This window comes from Dickeya oryzae, from assembly GCF_009372235.1.
Taxonomy (GTDB): Bacteria; Pseudomonadota; Gammaproteobacteria; order Enterobacterales; family Enterobacteriaceae; genus Dickeya; species Dickeya oryzae.
Window position 1 is genome coordinate 1 of record NZ_SULL01000014.1, and the last position, 24,649, is coordinate 24,649.

The 24,649-nt window shown below is 53.9% G+C and carries 20 protein-coding genes; 17 read left to right on the forward strand and 3 right to left on the reverse strand.

Going from position 1 to position 24,649, the window contains the following annotated elements; all coding sequences use genetic code 11:
• The 5 genes from FAZ14_RS14940 to FAZ14_RS14960 all read left to right on the forward strand — a co-directional run.
• Positions 1-188, forward strand: a 188-nt coding sequence (locus FAZ14_RS14940) for a citrate lyase holo-[acyl-carrier protein] synthase (protein WP_194287081.1), incomplete at its 5' end; no start/stop codon positions are given.
• The gene (citG, locus tag FAZ14_RS14945) at positions 166-1,074 is read left to right on the forward strand and encodes a triphosphoribosyl-dephospho-CoA synthase CitG (protein ID WP_038904513.1); all 909 of its coding nucleotides are present in this window, start codon (positions 166-168) and stop codon (positions 1,072-1,074) included. The genes FAZ14_RS14940 and citG, both read left to right, overlap by 23 nt.
• A 448-nt stretch (positions 1,075-1,522) precedes the next feature.
• Complete coding sequence (locus FAZ14_RS14950; protein WP_029456325.1) at positions 1,523-2,275, forward strand: flagellar brake protein; 753 nt, start codon at positions 1,523-1,525, stop codon at positions 2,273-2,275.
• A gap of 231 nt (positions 2,276-2,506) precedes the next feature.
• A complete protein-coding gene (locus FAZ14_RS14955; protein ID WP_153508811.1) occupies positions 2,507-2,755 on the forward strand; it encodes a hypothetical protein in 249 nt (82 codons plus the stop codon).
• Positions 2,745-4,106 (forward strand): APC family permease, encoded by a 1,362-nt coding sequence (locus FAZ14_RS14960; RefSeq protein WP_012884921.1) that lies wholly within the window; start codon positions 2,745-2,747, stop codon positions 4,104-4,106. The genes FAZ14_RS14955 and FAZ14_RS14960 overlap by 11 nt, the downstream gene beginning before the upstream one ends.
• Positions 4,107-4,269: 163 nt before the next feature.
• On the opposite strand, the gene sbcB is transcribed toward FAZ14_RS14960, so the two are convergent.
• Entirely contained in the window at positions 4,270-5,700 is a 1,431-nt protein-coding gene (gene sbcB / locus FAZ14_RS14965; RefSeq protein WP_038926141.1) for an exodeoxyribonuclease I, read from the reverse strand.
• A 403-nt stretch (positions 5,701-6,103) separates the two neighbouring features.
• Here sbcB and FAZ14_RS14970 point away from each other — a divergent pair, with 403 nt between their 5' ends.
• Positions 6,104-6,442, forward strand: coding sequence for a DUF496 family protein (locus FAZ14_RS14970; protein ID WP_038926142.1), 339 nt, complete (start codon positions 6,104-6,106; stop codon positions 6,440-6,442).
• A 78-nt stretch (positions 6,443-6,520) separates the two neighbouring features.
• Here FAZ14_RS14970 and FAZ14_RS14975 read toward each other — a convergent pair whose 3' ends face one another.
• Entirely contained in the window at positions 6,521-6,898 is a 378-nt protein-coding gene (locus FAZ14_RS14975) for a hypothetical protein (protein ID WP_016941184.1), read from the reverse strand.
• Between the two features lie 420 nt (positions 6,899-7,318).
• On the opposite strand from FAZ14_RS14975, the gene FAZ14_RS14980 reads away from it, so the two are divergent.
• The 7 genes from FAZ14_RS14980 (at position 7,319) to FAZ14_RS15010 (ending at position 16,323) form a co-directional block, all read left to right on the forward strand.
• On the forward strand, positions 7,319-9,514 hold the full coding sequence (locus tag FAZ14_RS14980) for a ComEC family protein (RefSeq protein WP_235914582.1): 2,196 nt from the start codon (positions 7,319-7,321) through the stop codon (positions 9,512-9,514).
• 38 nt (positions 9,515-9,552) lie between these two features.
• Positions 9,553-11,301 carry a lipid A ABC transporter ATP-binding protein/permease MsbA gene (gene msbA / locus FAZ14_RS14985; RefSeq protein WP_016941186.1) on the forward strand — a complete coding sequence of 583 codons (1,749 nt, stop codon included), beginning with the start codon at positions 9,553-9,555 and terminating at the stop codon, positions 11,299-11,301.
• Entirely contained in the window at positions 11,298-12,314 is a 1,017-nt protein-coding gene (gene lpxK, locus FAZ14_RS14990; protein WP_153508813.1) for a tetraacyldisaccharide 4'-kinase, read from the forward strand. Before msbA ends, lpxK begins: the two co-directional genes overlap by 4 nt.
• A 39-nt stretch (positions 12,315-12,353) precedes the next feature.
• Complete coding sequence (locus FAZ14_RS14995; protein WP_012884914.1) at positions 12,354-12,536, forward strand: Trm112 family protein; 183 nt, start codon at positions 12,354-12,356, stop codon at positions 12,534-12,536.
• Positions 12,533-13,285 (forward strand): 3-deoxy-manno-octulosonate cytidylyltransferase, encoded by a 753-nt coding sequence (kdsB, locus tag FAZ14_RS15000; protein WP_016941188.1) that lies wholly within the window; start codon positions 12,533-12,535, stop codon positions 13,283-13,285. Before FAZ14_RS14995 ends, kdsB begins: the two co-directional genes overlap by 4 nt.
• A 420-nt stretch (positions 13,286-13,705) precedes the next feature.
• Positions 13,706-15,025 carry a pectate lyase PelN gene (pelN, locus tag FAZ14_RS15005; protein WP_153508814.1) on the forward strand — a complete coding sequence of 440 codons (1,320 nt, stop codon included), beginning with the start codon at positions 13,706-13,708 and terminating at the stop codon, positions 15,023-15,025.
• A gap of 401 nt (positions 15,026-15,426) precedes the next feature.
• Positions 15,427-16,323: a YcbJ family phosphotransferase gene (locus tag FAZ14_RS15010; protein WP_016941190.1), complete on the forward strand. Its 897-nt coding sequence runs from the start codon at positions 15,427-15,429 to the stop codon at positions 16,321-16,323.
• Between the two features lie 72 nt (positions 16,324-16,395).
• Here FAZ14_RS15010 and elyC read toward each other — a convergent pair whose 3' ends face one another.
• Positions 16,396-17,175, reverse strand: a complete 780-nt coding sequence (elyC, locus tag FAZ14_RS15015; RefSeq protein ID WP_016941191.1) for an envelope biogenesis factor ElyC — start codon at positions 17,173-17,175, stop codon at positions 16,396-16,398.
• A gap of 152 nt (positions 17,176-17,327) precedes the next feature.
• On the opposite strand from elyC, the gene cmoM reads away from it, so the two are divergent.
• From cmoM to mukB, 4 genes are read left to right on the forward strand one after another with little or no spacing between them, the layout of a single operon-like run.
• Entirely contained in the window at positions 17,328-18,149 is an 822-nt protein-coding gene (gene cmoM / locus FAZ14_RS15020) for a tRNA uridine 5-oxyacetic acid(34) methyltransferase CmoM (protein ID WP_016941192.1), read from the forward strand.
• Positions 18,146-19,468 carry a chromosome partition protein MukF gene (mukF, locus tag FAZ14_RS15025; RefSeq protein WP_153508815.1) on the forward strand — a complete coding sequence of 441 codons (1,323 nt, stop codon included), beginning with the start codon at positions 18,146-18,148 and terminating at the stop codon, positions 19,466-19,468. The genes cmoM and mukF overlap by 4 nt, the downstream gene beginning before the upstream one ends.
• Complete coding sequence (gene mukE / locus FAZ14_RS15030) at positions 19,449-20,177, forward strand: chromosome partition protein MukE (protein ID WP_016941194.1); 729 nt, start codon at positions 19,449-19,451, stop codon at positions 20,175-20,177. Before mukF ends, mukE begins: the two co-directional genes overlap by 20 nt.
• Positions 20,174-24,613 carry a chromosome partition protein MukB gene (mukB, locus tag FAZ14_RS15035; protein ID WP_153508816.1) on the forward strand — a complete coding sequence of 1,480 codons (4,440 nt, stop codon included), beginning with the start codon at positions 20,174-20,176 and terminating at the stop codon, positions 24,611-24,613. Before mukE ends, mukB begins: the two co-directional genes overlap by 4 nt.
• Positions 24,614-24,649 lie beyond the last annotated feature (36 nt).

The following is a 24,649-nucleotide window of genomic DNA, read 5'->3' on the forward strand; positions in this document are numbered from 1 at the left end:
TGTGGGATTTTGACGTGTTCTGCCCGAAGGACGGGTCGGTGAGTCGAACGTTGCTGGCGCACGAGCCTCGTCGGTGTATACTCTGTGAGGAATCGGCGCATGCCTGCGCGCGTTCGCGTCGGCATGCGTTACCGGCCGTGATTGAAAAAATCGAGAGTATCCTCCATGCCTGGTTTGACGCACACTGAATCTGTTGTTGCTTCTCCATTACTGACGACGCTATTTCCTGATGCCACCGGCGTGCTGGTGGCTCTACCTGATATTCATCAACGTGTAGTGGCCGCACTGACGGTTGAAGTGATGCTGACGCCAAAACCCGGTCTGGTGGATAGGGATAATAATGGCGCGCATCGCGATATGGATGTACCGTTATTTCAGGCCAGTATCGCCGCGCTGACCCCGTGGTTTGCCCGTTTTACCGAAGCTGGTATGACGCACAGTCTGTTGCCGATAACCCAGCTATTGTCGCAGGTGCGGCCGATTGGTATTGCTGCTGAACAAGCGATGCTGGCAGCAACAGGTGGCGTCAATACCCACAAAGGCGGTATCTTTGCCTTCGGGCTGCTGTGTAGTGCTGCAGGCTGGCTGGCGGGGCGCCGACAGCCGTTGACACAAGATAGCCTATGCCAGTGCGTAGCCCAGATGAGTGCCGATTTGGTTCGCAATGAGCTGGAAAATAGTCAGCATACGGCGACAGCAGGCGAGCTTTTGTTTCGACGCCATGGCTTGACCGGGGCGAGGGGCGAGGCGGCCAGCGGGTTTGCTACTGCACGCCAGCATGCGTTACCTGCCTATCTCAATGCTCGCGCACAGGGTAAGGACGATGAATCCGCTTTATTGCAGACACTGGTAGTTTTAATGGCCAACAACCCGGATACCAATGTCGTTTCCCGGGGGGGGATAGACGGGTTGGCGTTCGTACAAGCCTATGCACGTAATTTACTGTCCGATGGTGTGACCCATCAGGGGTTACAGGAAATGAATCGTGCGCTGGTTGAACGCAATATCAGCCCTGGCGGTAGCGCCGACCTGCTCGCACTGACCTGGTTACTTTCACACTATCCTGCCGCTTAAACCTCGTCTATTATTGACTAACAGCCCTTCCTGTTTTTCATGAATGTTTGCCTCTCATGAAATGTGCCTCGCGCTGGCGGGGCATTGTGCGTGCCGGAGATTCCGCGTGCGCCATATATTTCTACTATTCACGCTTCAGGACATTGGCGGGTTTGGCAGAAATTGAACAACGGAATTGAACAACCGGATAAGTAAATAACAGGTTTTGAATAATGGCTTGCTGAATAGCTGATTATTGAATGACTGTGTGCGTTGGCCCCTTAGCAGGTTTATGGAAAAACGTGAGAAACCGGATTGGCGTATTGGCAACGCGATAGAAGGTGGGTATATAAGCTAATGAATTGATAAAGCACTAAAGTTGACGAGAAGCATGTCGATACTAGTGCCATATCGTCTCCAGGGGGCTGGGACACTGAATAACGGATTAACCATTCAATCGACGGTGGGGATGGATGTAGTGGATGACAATATGAAAGAACAGTACGCCAGGCGTGGCAAGATGGCTATTTGCGCCACATTGCGCGGACTGCAAAAGCAGGACGCCACTGTAATGGTGTATCACACACATGGCCAATTCATCAGTAAGATCCTTGAGGTCGATTCGGACGAGGAAGAGTTCCTGTTTGACCTCGGCGCGCTGGAGCGTGAAAACAGCCGGGCGCTGTTTGCTGGTGAGCTTGGTTTTGTGGCGGAAACGGCGGGTGCCAAAGTTGAATTTCGTACGACGATTATCCGCACGGTTGAACATGACGACTTGCCTGCTTTCTGCGCGGCGATACCTGACGTGCTGTACTATATCCAGCGCCGTAATTTTTTCCGCATTAATTCGCCAGCCTGGCCACCGATGGTTTGCCGTGGGGAATTACCAGACAGTACCTATTTTGAATTTAACCTGAAGGATCTGTCATTGGGTGGTTTGTGCATGTACACCGATGATCAAGGCCTGGCAGGGCTGTTTGAACCGGGAATGATATTGAAAAACGTCGATGTCGATCTTGCCAGTTACGGGCAGTTTTGTCTGGACATGGAGTTTGTCAACCATGCCACCACGAAAGTGGTCGACAGTAAAGGCGAGGTCAAACAAATAGAGCGCCTGAGCTTCAAATTCCCGACGTTAAGTGCGGTGCAGGAGCGTGGATTACAGCAGGTTATTACTGAGCTGGAGTTGGATCAGAACGAAAAACGCAAACGCCTGCGTTGATTAACGAACATCAAGCCTGATGAGTGTGCGCAAGTCACACGCGATTGATATAACAGGTCTTGTCTCAAATTGCTAGCTGGGGCAAAATACGCGCCCTGAAAAACCGACGCACCGTTATCGCGTCGGTTATTTTTTTGTATTTCATCAAGAGGCCGGCGCTGTTGATGGTTCCGGATAGATATCAGTAACACGCATGCCATGCAGGCTGCGCAGAGTGAATAGAGAGAGACAATGGGGCAATCAGTTGTTTTTGAGCCGGTGCCCGCCGGCTGGTGCTGTAAACGCAGCGGCAAAGATGCTATCTGGGCAGACTTTGTAACGGGCGGCGTGTCTGCTGCTCATGCTCACCTCGGTTACGGCGACCTCGTTCGCGCGACCACGTCCAGTTACCTGAAACATCGTTGTGCTACGTTGCCATTGGCGATGAATTCATGGGTGATGGCGGCTATCGGTAAAGGAGGTTTGCGTAATGACAACTGATTCCACGGTTTCCACATCGCGCGTACAACTGCGTAAGACCCTGACGCTGGTGCCAGTGGTAATGATGGGACTGGCTTACATGCAACCGATGACGCTGTTTGATACTTTCGGCATCGTTTCTGGGTTGACGGATGGTCATGTCGCGACGGCCTATGCCTTTGCGTTGATAGCTATCCTGTTTACCGCCCTCAGCTACGGCAAACTGGTGCGTCGTTTCCCGTCTGCCGGTTCGGCCTATACCTATGCCCAGAAAGCCATTAGCCCGACGGTGGGTTTCATGGTGGGTTGGTCATCGTTGCTTGACTACTTGTTCATGCCGATGATCAATATCCTGCTGGCAAAAATCTATTTTGAAACGTTGATCCCCAGTATCCCATCATGGATCTTTGTCGTGCTGCTGGTAGGGTTCATGACGCTATCCAACCTGCGTGGCATCAAAACCGTCGCCAACTTCAACAGCCTGATAGTGGTACTGCAGGTTGCCGTGATGGTGGTTATCACCGGGATGGTGATTTACGGTGTGTCTCAGGGGGAAGGGGCCGGTACGCTGGCCAGCAGCCGTCCGTTCTGGTCTGATAACGCACACGTAGTACCGATGATTACGGGTGCGACGATTCTGTGTTTTTCATTCCTCGGCTTCGATGGGATCAGCTCGTTGTCTGAAGAAACCAAAGATGCCGGTCGCGTGATTCCGAAAGCGATTTTCCTGACAGCCCTGTTGGGTGGGGTGATCTTCGTTGTGGTGTCTTACTTCCTGCAACTCTACTTTCCGGATATCTCGCGTTTTCAGCACCCGGATGCTTCGCAGCCTGAAATCATGCTGTATGTGGCAGGCAAAGCCTTCCAGTTCGGTATTCTGATTTTCTCCTGCGTGACGGTACTGGCGTCTGGCATGGCAGCGCATGCTGGTGTTTCACGCCTGATGTACGTGATGGGCCGTGATGGCGTGTTCCCTGAGCGTTTCTTCGGTTATGTGCATCCCCGGTGGCGTACACCGTCATTGAATGTACTGCTGGTTGGCGTGATTGCACTGTCGGCGATTTCGTTTGATCTGGTTACTGCGACGGCGTTGATCAACTTCGGCGCGCTGGTAGCGTTCACCTTTGTGAACCTGTCAGTGATTTCCCAATTCTATATCCGTGAGCGCCGTAATAAGACGCTGAAGGATACGGTGAACTATCTGGTTCTGCCGGTCATGGGGGCGCTGACAGTAGGCGCGTTGTGGTTGAATCTGGAGCGTACATCCATGACGTTGGGACTGGTGTGGGCAGCGATTGGCCTGCTTTATCTGGCCTTTGTGACGCGTCGTTTCAGCCAGCCGGTACCGCAGTACAACGAAGACCTGGCGTAATCCCAGGTGATGAGAACGGGCTCCTGCGGGAGCCCATTTTTTTGTCAGCTTTAAACCACCTCCTCGGGAGGTGGTGATTGTTTGTCTATAGAAACCCCAGCCAGGCTAGGGGTTCCGTTTACATACTCGATAACGGGTTTTGTGTTGCTGATTTATACCGACATCAGGCCAGCAGTTGCTGTGCATAGGCAAACAGCGCTTTTAGCTGCGTCGTTTTCTTTTCGTCGCCATCGTGCTGCTGGTAAAGCTGATCCAGCGTATCGAAATAGTTTTGTAACCGCTCGGTGGTAAATACTTCTCGGCGATGTGCCAGCCAGCGTTGTTGCTCCTGTTCGTCCAGCGTACCGGGGAAGTTGCGTGCCCGATAGCGAAACAGTAACTCCTCCACCCGACGATCGGCAAATTGGAGATTCAGTGCAGGGAGATGTTGAGCATCGGTTTTACGGATAATTGCCATTGCGGCGCGATCAGCGTCACTAAAAAAACCATCGTAAAGTTGCAGGTCGACATCCTTAGCGGCCTCAAACGGCGGTGCATCGGCAAATAGCGCCACGACTTTTTCTCTTACGCCACTGTTCTGACGCAACAACTGTAAACTATTCAGGCAATGCTGGCGGTCGATACCCAGCCGTTCCGCGTCTTCGGGTCGCAGTGTACTGGCTGGTGCCAGTACTGGGCATTTGTTGATATGCACCAGTTTGATAGGGACGGGCGATTCATCTTCGGCCAGTAAGTCTCGGCGGGTATAAAGCCGGGTACGCAATTCATCCGCATCCAGCGCCAGTAGTGGCTGAATATCTCCCGCCAGATCACAAACAATGACCGCGTTGCGATTATCCGGGTGCCAGGCCAGCGGTACGATCCAACTGGTATTACCCCGTGCGGCACCAAACATACCGGAAACATGTACCAGTGGTTTCATTTGCGGGATATCGATTAACGCGCTGACTTTATTCTTGTTCCGTAACGCATAGAGATAGTCAAACAGTTTGGGTTGTGCCTGTTTAAGCAGCCGCGCCATCGCAATAGTGGCATAGACATCGGACATCGCATCATGAGCCTGCGTATGCTCAACCCCATTGGCACGAGTCAGATGCTCCAGCCTGAAACTGGGAAAACCGTCGTCGTTTTCCGGCCAGACTATGCCATCAGGGCGTAAGGCATAGCATGCGCGCAACATGTCCAGCAAATCCCAGCGAGAATTGCCCTGTTGCCAACTGTAGGCATAAGGATCGAAGAAGTTGCGGTAGAACAGGTTACGGCTGACTTCGTCATCAAAGCGGATATTGTTGTATCCCATGATGCAGGTGCCTGGCACGCTGAACGCCTCATGGATGTGGCTGGCAAACTCGGCTTCGCGTACTCCTCGTTTTTGTGCCACCTGCGGTGTGATGCCGGTAATCATTACCGCTTCCGGCTCGGGCAGATAGTCATCGGCTGGCTGGCAATAGATCACGATTGGTTCGCCAATCACGTTAAAATTCAAATCAGTACGGACACCAGCGAACTGCGCCGGGCGATCTTTGGCTGGGTGTTTGCCAAAAGTCTCATAATCATGAACGAAAAAAGTGGGTTCGATGTGTTGGTTTTGCACGGTTTCTCTCTGTTCAGCCTGGCGTCGGCGTGCGTTATAAAATACTCATACCGCCGCGAAGCGTGTTTGTCATCGCCGGTTTTAGCGAGCCTTAGAACCATGCGCGATGGTTCGCCAGCGCAACGGCAACGTATTACTCTTTCAGTAAAAAGGGTGACGGACAACACAAAGTCGCCATGGTAAACCATCCTGTCGTCTGACTAAAGCTGACCGCAGTGATGTTATGCTGTGTTGAATCGAGTCAGGTGCAATCCGCTCGCGGGAGTGATAGGGTGCACAGAAAGGCAACGATTGCATCAGCGATGTGGGTAAACCACCTTGTCGACGATAGCGGCTAACCTGTATGGTTAACGCAGAGCGGTTTCCGCGTGACGAATCTTAATCGTTAAGTAAGGGTAGAGAAATGGATAAGGGTAACACTAAGCCATGTTTCCAGGATGTACTGGAATTCGTGCGTATGTTCCGTCGTAAAAACAAGCTGCAGCGTGAAATTGCAGATAACGAAAAGAAAATCCGCGATAACCAGAAGCGTGTGCTGCTGCTGGATAACCTGAGTGAGTACATCAAACCGGGTATGTCGATTGAAGACATCCAGAACATTATTGCTAACATGCGTAGCGACTATGAAGACCGTGTTGATGAATACATCATCAAGAACGCGGAACTGTCGAAAGAGCGTCGTGAGCTGTCCCGCAAAATTAAAGAAATGGGTGAAATCAAACCGTCGGTAGAGGCGAAGTAAGTTCACTGATTCAGGGCCGGTTTCCGGCCCTGATGCGTTGGGGCGGGGCACTGCATCTGACGCAAGCTGTTGCCTGGTTTACGACTGACTCATCACGATTTCCGGTGCCAGAGCGTTTTTCCCCTTCATGCAATCACGCCAGGCGCTGCCGGGATTGCCGTTATCTAAGGATGTGGCATTGATAGCAGGAAGCTCTCGTACCTGCGTATCGACAACTCTGCCGCCGTTCATCTCAATCGTCTGATTTTTAATGTAGTATCGCGTTAGTACCTGATATCTCCCACTAAGGCGCTTCACCTGTGCCAGTATATCGGCAGTACATTCGTTGGCGGCGTTTGCCACCCGTTGAATCGGGTTATCACCAGGCGAACTCTGGGGAGTAACCGTACAGGCTGATAACGTCAACGAACCGAGCAGTAAAGCCCCTACTGAAGAAATGCCATGCCTGTCAGCCATAGGTGAGCTATCCCTTTTTAATCGTTATCCCTGGCACGCGTCGTGTATGCCGATGGACGTGCACAATTTTTTACATAATCTCCCGCTATTTACGCAACCTGCATATCTAAACGGTGGTGCGATCGCGATAGACGATTGATCGGGGAGCTGTTGATTGTCAACAGTGGTGCCTGGGGCGTGTTGATACGTTCATAGCACCTCGCAGTCTCAATGTAATGGTGTGCAACTATTGCGGTTGTTTGCGTAACGCATTCCTGATGTGCCCTTTCGGTCTACTACCGGGGATGGTGCGGTGGCAGACTGCAGCCGGAAAGGAGGATTGCCGGAACATCGGCGACAACGGGTAAGGGAATCGCCATCAGAATTTCATTGAACCAACTGGCAACAACATTGAGTGTGGGGCCGCTGCTGTTGCTGATCATGCCAGAGATGCCGGATACCCGAGTGTTGTGGTGGGGGCTTCCCGCATTGTGGTTATTGCGATCACGTTTTTGTCTCATCGGATTGGTGGTGATTGGTGTGCTCTGGAGCTTCTACAGTGGGCGTTTGGTGCTGGATCAGGTGGAACGGTATACCCGACAGCCGCTGACAGCGAAGGTCAGCGTGAGCAGTGTCCGATTTGCACAAGCGGATGCCGATCAGGTCGTGGTGCGTTTGCTACAGATTAACGGGCGTTGGGTATTTCCGCCGCTCTATGCAAGGCTGGATGCACAACCGCAGATGAGTAACTGGTGCGGTGGGCAGTTGTGGAGTCTTCGGTTACGGCTGCGTCCTGTTCATAGTCGACTGAATGAAGGTGGATTTGATCGTCAGCGCTGGGCACTGGCGAAAGCCCAACCGTTTACCGGGCGGATCATGGCCGCTGAGGCTGAGGCATCAGCATGCGGGTTGCGCCAGCGACTGGTTGATGCACTGGAACAGCAAACCCTGCCGTTACCGTGGCGTTCAATCATACTGGCGCTGGCGGTTGGGGAAATGGCCACGGTGGACGACGCGGTGCTCGACGTACTTCGACAGACAGGGATTATGCACCTGATGGCGATATCGGGGTTGCATATTGCACTGGCAGCCCTGCTTGGCTGGAGTCTGGTTCGGGCGGTGCAATATCTGCTGCCAGCCCATCTGGTGGGGCATCGTATCCCGTTGTGGTGTGGTCTGTGTTTTGCCTGGGTGTATGTCTGGCTTGCTGGAGGAAACCCACCTGCAGTAAGGGCGGCGCTGGCCTTGTCGTGCTGGACACTGATCAGATTGCGCGGTCTGTCAGTGTCATCATGGCAGGTGTGGTTGTGGTGTGTGGCCGTAATTCTGGTCAGTGACCCACTGAGCGTTCTCTCAGACAGTTTCTGGCTCTCGGCACTGGCGGTTGCCGCTTTGATTTTTTGGTATCAATGGGCACCTTTGCCGCCGCACATGCAACACGCATGGCGATGGGTATGGCTGCGCGGATTACATATGCAGGCTGGTGTCACATTGCTGCTGATGCCACTGCAGGTGTTGATCTTTCATGGTGTTAGCCTGAGTTCGCTGCCTGCCAACTTGTGGGCGGTACCGCTGGTTTCATTTGTGACGACGCCGTTGATTCTGCTGGCGTTACCGCTAATGGGGTTTCCGGTGATGGCACAAGGTCTCTGGTGGTTGGCTGATCGATCGCTGGCACTGGTCTTCCTGCCGTTGCAGGCTATGCCACCGGGCTGGTTACCACTTGGAGAACATCTCGTACCATACAGCGTAGCAGGATGGCTGGCGGTTATCGTCTGGCGCTTCGGCTGGTGGAGAACATACCCATTCAGCCTGCTGGCGTTGGTTCTCTTCATGGTGCTGCGTCCTAAACCACCGGCACCGTTGTGGCGTATCGATATGCTGGATGTCGGGCATGGGCTAGCGGTAGTGATTGAACGGCAGGGCAAAGCCTGGTTATACGATACTGGGCCCGGCTGGGAAGGTGGTAATAGTGCCGAGCGTGAAATCCTGCCTTATCTTAAATGGCGAGGGCTGCAGCTGGAAGGCATTATCCTTAGTCACAGCCATTTGGATCATCGCGGTGGGCTGAAGACATTGCAGCGCGCATTGCCATCGGTGCCGATATACAGTTCGTTGCTTGAGCCGAGCCACCATCCTTGCGTTCAGGGGGAACAATGGCGTTGGCAGGGACTGACGTTTAGTGTTATCTGGCCACCGCTACGGGTTCGTGAAGCTGGCAATCACGATTCCTGTGTGGTTCGGGTCGATGATGGGCATTACCGGGTATTGCTGACAGGCGATGTAGAGCGCGAAGATGAGGCCGTATTATTGCGCACACAACCGGGCGAGTTAGCGGCGGATATTCTGCAAGTGCCGCATCATGGCAGCACCACATCGTCATCACCACCATTTTTGCGGGCTGTGGGGGCGAAAGCCGTATTGTCGTCTAATTCCCGATACAATCCGTGGCGTTTGCCAGCGGTCAGCGTGGTAAGGCGTTACCGTCAAATGGGGTATCGCTGGCGTGATACAGCCAGCAGCGGGCAATTGAGTGTGCATTTTTTCGACGAAAGCATCGAAATGTTGCGCTACCGGGGTGAAATATCACCTCGCTGGTATCATCAGTGGTTTGGCGCTGGCCGGGATAATGAGTAATAATAGACGGCTATTTATCAAAGGCTCAGGTTTATTGCATGATTAATGATAAAGATCTCTCCACATGGCAGACGTTTCGTCGCCTATGGCCGATGATCTCCCCTTATAAAGCCGGGCTGGCCGTTGCGGCAGTGGCGCTGGTGGTCAACGCCGCGGGCGATACGCTGATGCTGTCCCTGCTTAAGCCGTTGCTGGATGACGGATTCGGCAAGGCTGATCGCAGTGTGCTGGTGTGGATGCCGTTGGCTATCATCGGGTTGATGATTATGCGCGGCATTTCCAGTTATGTATCCAGTTATTGTGTGGCCTGGGTATCGGGCAAGGTGGTGATGAACATGCGTCGTCGGCTGTTCAGCCACATCATGGGGATGCCGGTGTCCTTTTTTGATCAGCAATCTACCGGTACATTGCTATCGCGCATCACCTATGATTCCGAGCAGGTGGCCTCCTCATCGTCAAACGCACTGGTAACCGTAGTACGTGAAGGGGCGTCTATCATTGGCCTGTTTGTGCTGATGTTCTGGTATAGCTGGCAGTTATCGCTGATTTTGGTGCTGATTGCACCGATTGTTGCTTACAGTATGCGGGTGGTGTCAAAGCGTTTTCGTAGTATTAGTAAAAATATGCAAAACACCATGGGGCAGGTCACGACCAGTGCTGAGCAGATGCTGAAAGGGCACAAAGAAGTGCTGATTTTTGGCGGGCAGTCCGTCGAAGCGGAGCGTTTCGATGCCGTCAGCAATCGCATGCGTCAGCAGGGCATGAAAATGGTATCCGCATCTTCCATTTCTGACCCGGTGGTGCAGTTAATCGCTTCGCTGGCGCTGGCATTCGTGTTATATGCCGCCAGTTTCCCGTCGGTGATGGAAACGTTAACGGCAGGTACCATCACGGTAGTGTTCTCCTCTATGTTTACGTTGATGCGGCCATTGAAGTCGCTCACTAACGTCAATGCGCAGTTTCAGCGTGGTATGGCCGCTTGCCAGACCCTGTTTACCATTCTGGATATGGAGCAGGAGAAAGACACCGGTACTCATGTACTGGAGCACGCTAAAGGCAATATCGAATTCCGTGATGTCAACTTCGCGTATCCCGGTAAAGAAACGCTGGCGTTAAAAAATATTAGCCTGTATATCCCGCCCGGAAAAACCGTGGCGCTGGTAGGGCGATCAGGTTCTGGCAAGTCGACCATCGCCAATCTCATTACTCGTTTTTACGATATCCAGTCTGGCGAAATTCTGTTGGATGGATGCGACTTACGCGATTATACGCTGCCATCATTACGCAGCCAGGTGGCGTTGGTATCGCAGAATGTTCACCTGTTTAACGATACGATTGCCAACAATATTGCCTATGCCTGCGGCGATCGTTACAGCCGTGAGGATATCGAGCGAGCGGCCAAAATGGCCCACGCGATGGATTTCATCAGCAAACTGGATCAGGGGTTGGATACCGTTATCGGTGAGAACGGGGTGTTGTTGTCTGGCGGTCAGCGTCAGCGTATCGCTATTGCCCGGGCGCTGTTGCGGGATTGCCCGATTCTGGTTCTGGATGAGGCGACATCGGCGCTGGATACTGAGTCGGAGCGCGCTATCCAGGCGGCACTGGACGAGTTGCAAAAAAACCGTACTGCACTGGTCATTGCCCACCGCTTATCCACGATTGAAAATGCGGATGAAATCCTGGTGGTAGAGGATGGGCAGATCATAGAGCGTGGTCAGCATGATGATTTGCTGGCGCGTAACGGGGCCTATGCCCAGCTCCACAAGTTGCAGTTTGGCGCATGATTGAACGCATCTGGTCAGGGCGCTCGCCGCTGTATCTGGTGTTGCTGCCGCTGTCGTTGCTTTATGGGCTGGTGAGCCATCTTATACGGCTGAGCTACCAGTGTGGCTGGCGTAAGGTATGGCGTGCACCAGTGCCAGTGGTCGTCGTTGGAAATTTGACGGCGGGCGGCAATGGTAAGACACCTGTTGTTATCTGGCTGGTGGAGCAATTGCAGCAACAGGGTTATCGCGTTGGTGTGGTATCGCGTGGTTATGGCGGTAAAGCGGAGCAGTATCCGCTGCAGGTTACAAATAAGGTGACGACCGCACAGGCTGGTGATGAGCCGCTGCTGATTTACCAGCGTACCGGTGCACCCGTTGCTGTGGCCCCTAAACGCTGTGATGCAGTGAAGGCATTGCTGGCTCAGCACCCACTGGATGTGATTGTAACGGATGACGGTTTGCAACATTACGCATTGGCTCGGGATATGGAGCTGGTGGTGGTAGACGGCATTCGTCGCTTCGGTAATGGTTGGTGGCTGCCTGCGGGACCGATGCGGGAGCGCGCCTCGCGCTTGCGGACCGTTGACGCGGTCATTGTGAATGGGGGTGAAGCGAAACCGGGTGAGATTGCCATGCAACTCACGGCGGGTGACGCCGTGAATTTGCTGACCGGAGAACGCCGGGCGGTAGCGACGTTACCGCCACTGGTTGCTATGGCGGGGATCGGCCACCCACCGCGCTTTTTTGCTACGCTGAAAGCGCTGGGAAGCACGCTTTTGCGTGAAGTGGCGTTCGCCGACCACCAACACTGGCAAGCTGAAGAGTTACAGCGGCTGACTGACTCTGACCAGCAACCCCTGATGATGACGGAGAAGGATGCGGTGAAATGTCGCGCCTTTGCTCGTGCTAACTGGTGGTATCTGCCAGTTGATGCCGCATTGTCGGTGCCGGAGTCGACGTTACTATTACAGCGTCTGACGCAACTGATTGATACGAAAAGTAGTATGTCGCGTCAGACGAAAATCGGGTGACCGGCTATTTTTGATAATCGCTTCTTGATGGGAGGAAGCATGGATCATCGTTTACTTGAAATCGTGGCTTGCCCGGTGTGTAACGGGCGGTTGGTTTTTGACAAAGAAAAACAGGAACTGATTTGTAAAGTCGACGGGCTGGCTTACCCAGTGCGGGATGGCATTCCTGTATTGCTGGAAAACGAAGCTCGCTCACTGGCGCCGGATGAGATTGCACAATGACGTTTACTGCAATTATTCCCGCTCGCTATGCCTCTACCCGGCTGCCAGGCAAGCCGCTGGCGGATATTCATGGCAAACCGATGGTAGTACACGTCATGGAGCGTGCTCGTGAGTCGGGTGCCAGCCGTGTTGTAGTGGCGACCGATCATGCCGATGTTGCGCGCGCCATTGAACTGGCGGGTGGCGAAGTCTGTTTGACCAGTCCGGATCACAACTCCGGTACCGAGCGGCTGGCTGAAGTGATCGACCGTTATGGGTTTGCCGATGATGAAATCATCGTCAACGTACAGGGTGATGAACCGTTGATCCCACCGGTGATCATTCGACAGGTGGCAGATAATCTGGCGGGGAGCCGTGCCGGTATGGCAACGCTGGCTGTGCCGATCACGACCTGTGAGGAAGCGTTTAATCCGAACGCAGTGAAAGTGGTCACCGATGCGGAAGGGTATGCGCTTTACTTCTCTCGCGCCACAATCCCGTGGGAACGTGACCGTTTTGCTGAATCCCGGGAGACCATTGGTGATCATTTCCTGAGACATATCGGGATTTATGCGTACCGTGCCGGATTTATCCGTCGATATGTTGGCTGGGAACCCAGCCAACTGGAAAAAATCGAAATGCTGGAACAACTGCGTGTGCTCTGGTACGGCGAGAAGATCCATGTCGCGGTAGCCAAAGAAGTGCCGAGCGTCGGGGTTGATACCCCTGAAGACCTGGCCCGGGTCAGAGCGGTCATGATGGCTAACTGACGTCGGTTTCGGTATACCGTCTCGCCAGCGCATGTGCTAACAACACATGCGCTTTTTTGTCTCACTTTTTTATCCCACCTGTTTTTATCACTTACAGTACCGTTATCGGTGCCAGTCGTTCAGCATCATTCGCATAACGCCTGCCAGTGGCCTCGCTGGTCAGTTCCGCCTGAAGACTTGTCAGCGTTGCCTGTGACGAGAGAATTATCCTGTCATTAATAAATCCGGTGTCTGAGAATGCCGGTTTTTATTATTGGCAGGAATAATGAAACAGCGGAATGAAAAAAGGAATGAAAAAGAGATCGGAATAATAAAAACCGATGACGCAGATGCACAATGATTAACCATGGCTTATTATTGGATGGCATTCATCCCATTATGATGAATGTATTGATTTTTTTACTTAAGGATGGAGTAACAATGAATATGAATAAAAAATTTTTACCCATAATCATGGGATGCGTACTGACTGGGACTGTCGCACAAGCTCTGGCGGCAGAATACTATCTGGCACCGAACGGCAGTGATTCGGGTAACGGCAGTAAAAGCGCCCCCTGGAAATCGTTCGCCCGTGCACAACAAACCCTCTCCCCGGGTGATCGCCTGTGGGTTCGAGGTGGGACCTATACCTTTACCGCCGGGCTTAATCGCTGCGCCAGTCAGACGGATATCGTGAATGCGATTACGCTCAACAAGAGTGGTACCTCCGGCAAACGCATTGAATATGTCGCCTATACTGGCGAAACACCGGTATTTGATTTCAGCCAAATGAAAGATGACTGCCGCGTTAAAGGATTTAACGTCGTCTCAGACTGGGTAACCCTGAAAGGGCTGGAAATAAAAGGCGTGCCGCAAAACAATAATAAAAACCACGAATCATGGGGTGTATGGATAAAAGGCAGCAACAATCGATTTGAGCAACTTAATATCCATCACATTATGGGGACGGGGTTATTCCTGCAAAATGGTGCGTATAACACTGTACTTAATTCTGACTCGCACCATAACTATGATCCGTTGACGTCTAATGGTGCTGGACAGAGTGGCGATGGCTTCGGCGCGCATATCGCTGCTAACATGCCAGGCAATATTTTCAGTGGTTGCCGTGCCTGGTCTAATTCGGATGATGGTTTTGATCTTATCAACGCCTATTCCGCGGTCACTATCGAGAACTCCTGGGCCTGGTCTCACGGTTATCTGCCCGGCACCACAACATCTCTGGCGGCCGGTAACGGCAACGGCTTCAAGGCGGGTGGCTATGGTGCCAAATATATTAACAATGCACCGAAACACATTGTGAGAAATTCGGTCGCCTTTCTGAATAAAGCCGCCGGTTTCTATGCTAACCACCATCCGGTCGCGAACGATTTCTTCAACAATACGTCGTACAGAAATACGGTTAACTTCAGCATGCGCGGCATTGACGAAAACGGTAATGCGATAGCATTGGGTACCCTGCGCAACAATATTTCCTATGCGGCGAAGTCGCAATCACTGGCCTATACCGATGGCGCGAATATGCGCTACAACTCCTGGAATTACAGCAATGTGATGTCTGATGCGGAATTCCAGAGTGTATCGACCACCGGTTGGGATGCGCCACGTCAGGCTGATGGCAGCTTACCGGTGCTCAAACACCTGCGTCTGGCGACAGATAGCTGGATGATCGATAAGGGCGGTGACGTGAAGATTGCGTATCAAGGTGCCGCGCCGGATCTGGGGGCGTTTGAGCTGAAATAAGGTGAGCTGAAATAAGGTGAGCTGAAATAAGGTGAGCTGAAATAAGGTGAGCTGAAAAATAAGGTGAGCTGAAAAATAAGGTGAGCTGAAAAATTAAGGTGAGTTGAAAAATTAAGGTGAGTTGAAAATACATAGATGTGTGGCCGTTATCTGGAAGGATAGATGACGATACCACCGGATAATCTCACGGATGCCCGCTTCGGCGGGCCTTTTTTGTCGGTAAACCAGCGGCAGTGGGGATGGTCATTTTGTTGGATGACTGAATACTGTCTATCGTCAATCAGTTGCACCGGTGTATATCCCGCTTTCTTTGATCTGCATTGGGGAAATTGTTATGTGCTACTCGCATGATAAAGGCATGTGACAACGACACAAGTCTGCAACCGCGAGATAGGTCGCTTATGGAACTCTTGAAAGCTGAATTGAGTACGGTACTGGGGGAATCACTCAGTCGCCTTGAACGCATCAGTGAACAACCTTACGCGCACTTGTATGCTCTGTATGATCACGCGGGCAATGCGATGCCACTGCTGGCGAAAAGTTATATTTGTCAGGGCGTTGCCGGGCAGGAAGCGTATAAGCTGACCATGCTGTCCCGCGAAGGTGAAGTCAGGCTACCCACCGTTTACGGGATGGTGATGACGCATCAGGCACCTTATAAGGAGTTGCTGCTCATCGAACGCTTGCGCGGCGTATCGGTAGAAGCACCGTCCCGCTCGCCCCAGCGCTGGACGTTACTGATGGATCAAATTGTCGAGAACATGCTGGCGTGGCACCGCATCGACAGTCATGGTTGCGTCGGCACGGTGGACAGTACACAGGATAATAGCTGGGCAAACTGGTATCGCCAGCGACTGGAGGTGCTGTGGGCCACGCTGATGAATGTCAACGCTACGCAACTGACCCAGCAAGATCGCACCGTGCTGTACCGCTCACGACAAAGTCTGCCCAGATTGTTTGAGGACTTCGATGACAATTGCGTACTGGTGCATGGCAATCTGACCTTGCGCAGCATGCTCAAAGACCCCCGCAGCGATCAACTGCTGGCGATGATCAACCCCGGCATGATGCTGTGGGCCCCGAGAGAGTATGACCTGTTCCGTTTGTGCGAAGAGCCGGGTATGCCGGAGCAGTTGTTTTATCACTATCTGAAACAGGCGCCGTTGGCTGAGTCCTTTGTTTGCCGCCGCTGGCTGTACATCCTGTGGGCGGCGGTTTCCCGTTATATCCACACTGGTCAGTTGGATCGCCCGTTGTTTGATACCGCCACCCGAGAATTGCTGCCCTGGCTCGAATAATCAGCAACGCGGGGGATGTCTGAATCTCCCGTGTTGCTGTTGTCAGTCTATCCACCCTCAGTCGGTCGGCTATCAGGATTCCGGCTGGGGGGTGACCCCTTTCATTTGTTGCCAGATAAGCCCCAGTCCTTCATACCAGGCGCGTTCGCTGTGAGACAGATAGAGCGCGGAGGGGAATACCCGCTCCCAGGGGTTCAATGGCGAGGTGATAGCCAATTGATTGGCGGGCGCAGGAATGGGATGCAGGCCACGAGCCTGAAAAAAGCGAATAGCGCGTGGCAGGTGGTTGGCAGAGGTGACAAGCAGGAATGGTTGTTTGCCGATCAGGGTCTCGGTTCCCGCCGCTTCTTCTTCCGTATCGTGCGCCTTATCCACCAGCAGGATATCTTGTGCGGGCACACCCAGGCTTTCTGCAACCCGTGCAGCGGTGCTGGCGCTGGTTACGGGGTTACCCTGTGCTGCGGCTCCGGTAAAAATGAGTTTGGCACCAGGATTAGCTCGCCAGAGCCGAATACCTTCGGTGACCCGGGCAAGGCTGTTGTTGATAAGGTTCGCGCTGGGCGGCCAGTCTGGATTAAAGGTATACCCTCCACCCAGCACCACGATGTAATTCACTTTAGGAAAATCCGGCGTCCAGGTCGGATAGCGGGATTCCAGTGGCAACAGCAGCTTGTCGGCCACGGGCTGCAGGCTCAACAATAACAGGGCCAGCCAGCCGCCGGTCAACATGATACGAGCGGTTTTTTGCCAGCGCGAAAACCACAACAGGGCGAGCGCGATACCCAGCACCAGCATTAACAACGGCAGTGGCAGTAACAGACTACCGATGTATTTTTTGACGGCAAACAGCATAAAATAGCGTCCCTTTTGAATGAAAAAACATCATACGGGCGAAATTAGCGTGTTCAAACCATTTATTCCAGGCCAGCCTGTGACAGAATGTCAGGTTCAGAGAAAAACCAGTTGTTTAGATAGTACAGTCACCCATCATGCAGAACCGTGGAATGCAGGATCGTAATTTTAACGATATCGCAGACAAATTTGCCCGCAACATTTATGGCACCACCAAAGGGCGGTTACGTCAGGCGGTATTGTGGCAGGATCTGGAAACCCTGCTGACACGCCTGCCGTCACGACCGCTGCGTATTCTGGATGCAGGCGGCGGTGAAGGACCAATGTCACGCCGTCTGGCAGCGTTGGGCCATCAGGTGTTGTTGTGCGATCTCTCCGATGAGATGATTATGCGCGCCCATGACGCTGCGTGTGAAGCGGGTGTGGCGGATAACATGCGTTTCGTACGCTGCGCTGCGCAGGATATCGGCGCGCATTTATCGCAACCGGTCGACCTGGTGTTGTTTCACGCCGTGTTGGAGTGGGTTGCAGAGCCGCAACACGCGTTGCGTGCGTTGACCGATTGTCTGGCACCGGGCGGTGCGCTATCGCTGATGTTTTACAACCATCAGGCGCTGGTGATGCGCAATATGGTGCTGGGTAATTTCGGTTATGTCGAAGCCGGTATGCCCAAGCGCAAACGGCGTTCGCTGTCACCGGACCACCCGTTGGACCCGCCGCAGGTCTATCAGTGGCTCGCTGAACTGGGGCTGCAACTGAGCGGCAAAACCGGCATCCGGGTGTTTCATGACTACCTGCAAAATAAGCAACAACAGATTGACGATTTTGACCAACTGCTGGCGCTGGAGCAGCGCTATTGTCGGCAGGAGCCCTTTGTCAGCCTGGGGCGCTACATCCATGTTATGGCACACAAGCATGTTATGGCACACGAGCACGTCATGGCGCATAAGCCCCCTATGAAGGATGCATTATGAGTGATTTTTCCCAGACCGTACCCGAACTGGTTGCCTGGGCGAGAAAAAATGACTTCGCCATTACGCTGCCCACCGAGCGTTTGGCGTTTCTGCTGGCTATCGCCACCTTAAATGGTGAGCGTATGGATGGCGAAATGAGCGAAGGGGAACTGGTGGACGCATTTCGTCACGTCAGTAAAGGCTTTGAACAAACCCATGAAACCATTCCGGTACGCGCCAACAATGCTATCAACGACCTGGTGCGTCAGCGTTTGATCAACCGATTCACCAGCGAACTGGCGGACGGCAACGCGATTTACCGGCTGACGCCGTTGGGTATCGGTATCACCGACTATTACATTCGCCAGCGTGAGTTCTCCGCATTGCGTTTGTCGATGCAGTTATCGATCGTGGCGCAGGAGCTGGGGCGTGCGGCTGAGGCCGCAGAAGAAGGTGGTAACGAGTTCCACTGGCACCGCAATGTGTTCGCGCCGCTCAAGTATTCGGTGGCAGAAATCTTCGACAGTATCGACTTGTCACAGCGCGTGATGGATGAACAGCAGCAGGGGGTGAAAGAGAATATCGCCGGGCTGCTCAATCAGGACTGGCGTGCGGCGATTTCCAGTTGTGAAAAACTGCTGACCGAAACCTCGGATACCTTGCGTGAATTGCAGGACACGCTGGAAGCGGCGGGTGACAAGTTACAAACCAGTCTGCTGCGTATTCAGGACGCGACGCTCGGCCACGCTGAACTGGCGTTTGTCGACAATTTGGTTTTTGACCTGCAAGGTAAGCTCGACCGCATTATTAGCTGGGGCCAGCAAAGCATTGACCTGTGGATCGGTTACGATCGCCATGTTCACAAGTTCATCCGTACCGCTATCGATATGGATAAGAATCGCGTCTTTGCCCAGCGGTTGCGTCAGTCGGTACAAAGTTATTTCGAGGCACCGTGGGCGCTGACCTACGCCAACGCGGATCGCCTGCTGGACATGCGCGATGAAGAGCTGGCGTTGCGTTCCGAAGAAGTTACCGGCGAGTTGCCGCCGGATCTGGAGTATGAAGCCTTCAGTGAAATTCGTGAGCAGATCGCCGCTATGATCGAGCAGGCGCTGCAGAAATACAAACAGCAACAAATACCGCTTAATCTGGGTGACGTTGTGCGGGAATACCTGACGCAGTACCCGCGCTCGCAGCATTTTGATGTTGCCCGAATCGTGGTCGACCAGGCAGTTCGCCTGGGCGTGGCCGAAGCTGATTTCACCGGATTGCCTGCGCTGTGGCAGGCAATCAATGATTACGGAGCCAAGGTACAGGCCCATGTCATCGACAAATATTGATCAACACGTTTCCGCCCGGCTGATGACCGCGCTCTCCAACACCTTATTTCCGGCGCTGGACAGTCAACTGCGCGCCGGTCGCCACATTGGTGTGGAAGAGCTGGAAAATCACGTTTTCCTGATGGATTTTCAGGATGAGCTGGAGCAGTTCTACGGCCGTTATAATGTGGAGCTAATTCGCGCTCCCGAGGGCTTTTTCTACCTGCGACCGCGCTCCACCACGCTTATCCCTCGTTCGGTATTGTCCGAATTGGATATGATGGTGGGCAAAATTCTCTGTTATCTCTACCTCAGCCCCGAGCGGCTGGCGCATGAGGGTATTTTCAGCCAACAGGAACTGTATGAAGAACTGCTGAGCCTGGCGGATGAGAACAAATTGTTGAAGCTGGTAAACCAGCGTTCCACCGGCTCGGACCTTGACCGGCAGAAATTGCAGGAGAAGGTACGCACCTCGCTTAACCGGTTACGTCGTCTTGGCATGATCTACTTTATGGGTGTCGACAGCAGCAAATTCCGTATCACCGAAGCGGTGTTTCGTTTTGGTGCCGATGTGCGTAGTGGCGATGACCCACGTGAAGCGCAGTTGCGGATGATCCGTGATGGCGAAGCCATGCCGATAGACGGCAGCCTGTCGCTGGACGATAGCGATGAGGGGAATGGCGATAACGCCTCCGGTGATGATCAACGTGCTGAGGATGAACAGGAATGATTGAACGCGGTAAATTTCGCTCACTGACGCTGGTTAACTGGAACGGCTTCTTTGCCCGCACGTTTGATCTGGATGAATTGGTGACCACTTTGTCCGGCGGTAATGGTGCCGGGAAATCCACCACCATGGCGGCGTTTATCACCGCATTGATCCCCGATCTGACGCTGTTGCATTTTCGTAATACCACAGAAGCAGGTGCCACCAGCGGCTCCCGCGATAAGGGGCTGCACGGTAAGCTACGTGCCGGGGTGTGCTACTCGGTGCTCGATGTCGTCAACTCTCGCCATCAACGTGTGCTGGTCGGGGTTCGCTTGCAGCAGGTCGCCGGGCGCGACCGTAAAGTCGATATTAAACCCTTTACCATTCAGGGCCTGCCGATTGCTGTTTCTCCGACACAGATCCTCACCCAGACGGTGGGCGAGCGGCAGGCGCGCGTACTGTCGTTGCAGGAAGTGAAAGACAGGCTCGACGAGTACGAAGGCGTTCAGTTCAAGCAGTTCAATTCCATCACCGATTACCATTCGTTGATGTTTGATCTGGGCGTAGTGCCCAGACGCCTGCGTTCGGCATCGGACCGCAGTAAGTTTTATCGCCTGATCGAAGCCTCGCTGTACGGCGGGATTTCCAGTGCCATTACCCGTTCGCTGCGCGATTATTTGCTGCCGGAAAACAGCGGCGTGCGTAAAGCCTTCCAGGATATGGAAGCGGCACTGCGCGAAAACCGCATGACGCTGGAAGCCATCCGCGTTACTCAGTCGGACCGCGACTTGTTTAAGCACCTGATCTCTGAAGCGACTTCGTACGTGGCAGCGGACTACATGCGCCACGCCAATGAGCGACGCGTGCATCTGGATGGCGCGCTGGCGCTGCGTCGTGAGCTGTTCGCCAGCCGTAAACAGTTGATCACCGAACAAACCCGCCATGTGGAAATGGCGCGTGAGCTGCAAGAACAGAGCGGTGCTGAAAGCGATCTCGAAACCGATTATCAGGCCGCCAGCGATCACCTCAATCTGGTGCAGACCGCAATGCGCCAGCAGGAGAAAATCGAGCGTTACAACGCCGACCTGGAAGAGCTGAGCTACCGGCTGGAAGAACAAAACGAGGTGGTGGAAGAAGCGCGCGACCAACTCGAAGAGAATGAAGCCTGTGCTGATGCCGCCGAGCAGGAAGTCGACGAGCTGAAGAGCCAACTGGCCGATTACCAGCAGGCGCTGGATGTGCAGCAAACCCGTGCGATCCAGTACCAGCAGGCACAACAAGCGCTGGAGCGCGCGCGCAGTTTGTGTCAGGTACCTGAACTGACGGCAGATAACGCCGATGAGTGGCTCGACAGCTTCCAGGCCAAAGAGCAGGAAGCGACAGAATTGCTGCTGATGCTGGAGCAAAAGCTGAGCGTGGCCGATGCCGCCAACAGCCAGTTCGAGCAGGCTTATCAGTTGGTGAGCCGCATTGCCGGTGCAGTCAGTCGTAGCGAAGCCTGGGACGTTGCCCGTGACCTGTTGCGCGACAGTTCTTCTCAGCGCTATCTGGCTGAACAGGTGCAACCGCTGCGCATGCGGTTATCGGAACTGGAACAGCGCCAGCGCGAACAACAAGACGCCGAGCGTTTGTTGCAGGAATTCATCAAGCGTAGCGGTCAGGATTATCAGCCGGAAGACCTCGACGACCTGCAACAGGAGCTGGAAGCGCGCATCGAGGATTTATCCGTCCGTGTGTCGGAGGCTGGTGAGCACCGTCTGGCGTTGCGCCAGGAGCTGGAACAGATCCAGCAGCGGATCGCGCAGCTGACCACCCGTGCACCGGTATGGCTGGCGGCGCAGGAAGCCCTGACCCAGCTAGGAGAACAGAGCGGCGAGCATTTTGCTGATAGCCAGCAAGTCACCGAATTCATGCAGCAATTGCTAGAGCGCGAACGTGAAACCACGGTGGAGCGCGACAGTGTGGCAGCCCGTAAGCAGCACATTGACGCACAGATTGAACGTCTGAGCCAGCCGGGTGGCTCTGAAGACCCCAGGCTTAATGCGCTGGCGGAGCGGTTTGGCGGTGTGCTGCTGTCTGAAATCTATGATGACGTGACGCTGGATGATGCACCGTACTTCTCTGCGTTATACGGCCCGTCGCGCCATGCGATTGTCGTGGCGGACTTGTCACTGGTGCGCGAGCAGCTGGCCGGTCTGGACGATTGCCCGGAAGATCTCTATCTGATCGAAGGGGATCCGCAGTCGTTTGACGATAGTGTGTTTGAAGTCGAAGAGCTAGAAAAAGCGGTGGTGGTGAAAATCGCCGATCGTCAATGGCGTTACTCTCGCTTCCCCGAGGTGCCGCTGTTTGGTCGTGCTGCCCGTGAACAGCGTCTGGAAAGCCTGCGTGAAGAGCGGGAGCAACTGGCGGAACAGTACGCCACGCTGTCGTTTGACGTCCAAAAAATCCAGCGTTTGCATCAGGCGTTCAGTCGCTTTATCGGCAGCCACTTAGCGGTGGCGTTTGACGCGGACCCGGAAGCGGAAATCCGCCAGATCAGTAGCCGACGCAGCGAGCTGGATCGCGCTATCAGCAATTTCGATAACGAAAATCAGCAGCAGCGTCAGCAGTACGAACAAGCGAAAGAGCAGGTCGGTATGTTAAACCGCCTGATCCCGCGCATCAGCCTGTTGTGTGATGATGCGCTGGCCGATCGGGTAGAAGAACTGCGTGAAGAGCTGGACGAAGCCGAAGACGCCGCGCGCTTTATGCAGCAGCATGGTGCTTCGTTGGTGAAACTGGAGCCGCTGGCGGCGGTGTTGCAAAACGACCCGCAGCAGCATGAGCAAATGCGTGAAGATTATGCGCAGGCGCAGGCGGCGCAACGTGCTGCTAAACAGCAGGCGTTCGCCTTGACCGAAGTGGTTCAGCGCCGTGCACATTTCAGCTACACCGACTCGGCAGGCATGCTCAATGCCAATGCTGATCTGAATGATAAATTGCGTCAGCGGCTGGAGCAGGCGGAGCAGGAGCGCACCCGCGCCCGCGAACAACTGCGCCAGCATCAGGCACAACTGACCCAATACAGCCAGTTGCAGGCATCGCTGAAGAGTTCTTATGACGCTAAACGCGACATGCTCAAGGAGTTGACCCAAGAGCTGTCGGATATCGGTGTTCGTGCTGATGCCGATGCAGAAGCGCGTGCCCGGACTCGCCGTGATGAACTGCATGCGGCGCTGAGCGCCAACCGTGCCCGCCGTAACCAGTTGGAAAAACAGATAACCTTCTGTGAAGCGGAAATGGATAGCTTGCAGAAGAAACTGCGTAAGCTGGAGCGTGATTACCATGTCATGCGCGAGCAGGTGGTGACCGCCAAGGCGGGCTGGTGTGCCGTGATGCGGTTGGTGAAAGACAATGGCGTAGAGCGCCGTTTGCACCGCCGTGAACTGGCATACATGAGCGGCGACGAACTGCGCTCGATGTCGGATAAGGCGCTGGGGGCGCTGCGTCAGGCGGTGGCGGATAACGAACACCTGCGTGATGTGCTGCGCATGTCGGAAGATCCGAAACGACCAGAGCGCAAAGTTCAGTTCTACATTGCGGTGTATCAGCATCTGCGCGAGCGTATTCGTCAGGATATCATCCGTACTGATGACCCGGTGGAAGCCATCGAACAGATGGAGATAGAACTGAACCGACTGACTGAAGAACTGACTGCCCGCGAGAAAACGCTGGCGATCAGTTCCCGCAGTGTGGCGAACATCATCCGCAAGACCATCCAGCGCGAACAAAACCGTATCCGCATGCTCAACCAGGGATTACAGTCGGTGGCATTCGGTCAGGTGAAGAGCGTGCGGTTGAATGTGAACGTGCGCGAAACCCATACCACGCTGCTGAATGTCCTGTCTGAGCAGCAGGAACTGCATCAGGATCTGTTCAACAGCACCCGCCTGACCTTCTCTGAGGCATTGGCGAAGCTGTACCAGCGCCTGAACCCAGAAATCGACATGGGCCAGCGCACACCACAGACTATCGGCGAAGAACTGTTGGACTACCGCAACTATCTGGAGATGGAAGTGGAGGTTAACCGTGGTGCCGATGGCTGGTTGCGTGCTGAGAGTGGGGCGTTGTCCACGGGTGAGGCAATCGGGACCGGCATGTCGATTCTGGTGATGGTGGTACAGAGCTGGGAAGAAGAGTCCCGCCGTCTGCGTGGCAAGGATATTTCGCCGTGCCGTCTGCTGTTCCTCGACGAAGCGGCGCGTCTGGATGCGAAATCCATCGCGACCTTGTTCGAGTTGTGTGAACGGTTGGAAATGCAGCTGATTATCGCCGCGCCGGAAAACATCAGCCCGGAAAAAGGCACTACCTACAAACTGGTGCGAAAAGTATTCCAGAACCACGAGCATGTTCATGTGGTGGGGCTGCGCGGGTTTGGTAGCGATGCAGCAGAAACGACGCAGCAGGCGTCATAATGCTTTGTTATTAAATGAGAAATGCCCGCGATAGCG

Bases quoted from the DNA above. Each gene is read 5' to 3' on its own strand.
- FAZ14_RS14955 (WP_153508811.1), top strand. From the start codon at position 2,507: ATGGGGCAATCAGTTGTTTTTGAGCCGGTGCCCGCCGGCTGGTGCTGT.
- mukB (WP_153508816.1), top strand. From the start codon at position 20,174: ATGATTGAACGCGGTAAATTTCGCTCACTGACGCTGGTTAACTGGAAC.
- FAZ14_RS15010 (WP_016941190.1), top strand. From the start codon at position 15,427: ATGGAACTCTTGAAAGCTGAATTGAGTACGGTACTGGGGGAATCACTC.
- elyC (WP_016941191.1), bottom strand. From the start codon at position 17,175: ATGCTGTTTGCCGTCAAAAAATACATCGGTAGTCTGTTACTGCCACTG.
- lpxK (WP_153508813.1), top strand. From the start codon at position 11,298: ATGATTGAACGCATCTGGTCAGGGCGCTCGCCGCTGTATCTGGTGTTG.
- mukF (WP_153508815.1), top strand. From the start codon at position 18,146: ATGAGTGATTTTTCCCAGACCGTACCCGAACTGGTTGCCTGGGCGAGA.
- FAZ14_RS14980 (WP_235914582.1), top strand. From the start codon at position 7,319: ATGCCAGAGATGCCGGATACCCGAGTGTTGTGGTGGGGGCTTCCCGCA.
- mukE (WP_016941194.1), top strand. From the start codon at position 19,449: ATGTCATCGACAAATATTGATCAACACGTTTCCGCCCGGCTGATGACC.
- cmoM (WP_016941192.1), top strand. From the start codon at position 17,328: ATGCAGGATCGTAATTTTAACGATATCGCAGACAAATTTGCCCGCAAC.
- msbA (WP_016941186.1), top strand. From the start codon at position 9,553: ATGATTAATGATAAAGATCTCTCCACATGGCAGACGTTTCGTCGCCTA.
- FAZ14_RS14960 (WP_012884921.1), top strand. From the start codon at position 2,745: ATGACAACTGATTCCACGGTTTCCACATCGCGCGTACAACTGCGTAAG.
- FAZ14_RS14975 (WP_016941184.1), bottom strand. From the start codon at position 6,898: ATGGCTGACAGGCATGGCATTTCTTCAGTAGGGGCTTTACTGCTCGGT.
- citG (WP_038904513.1), top strand. From the start codon at position 166: ATGCCTGGTTTGACGCACACTGAATCTGTTGTTGCTTCTCCATTACTG.
- FAZ14_RS14995 (WP_012884914.1), top strand. From the start codon at position 12,354: ATGGATCATCGTTTACTTGAAATCGTGGCTTGCCCGGTGTGTAACGGG.
- FAZ14_RS14970 (WP_038926142.1), top strand. From the start codon at position 6,104: ATGGATAAGGGTAACACTAAGCCATGTTTCCAGGATGTACTGGAATTC.
- pelN (WP_153508814.1), top strand. From the start codon at position 13,706: ATGAATATGAATAAAAAATTTTTACCCATAATCATGGGATGCGTACTG.
- FAZ14_RS14950 (WP_029456325.1), top strand. From the start codon at position 1,523: ATGGATGTAGTGGATGACAATATGAAAGAACAGTACGCCAGGCGTGGC.
- kdsB (WP_016941188.1), top strand. From the start codon at position 12,533: ATGACGTTTACTGCAATTATTCCCGCTCGCTATGCCTCTACCCGGCTG.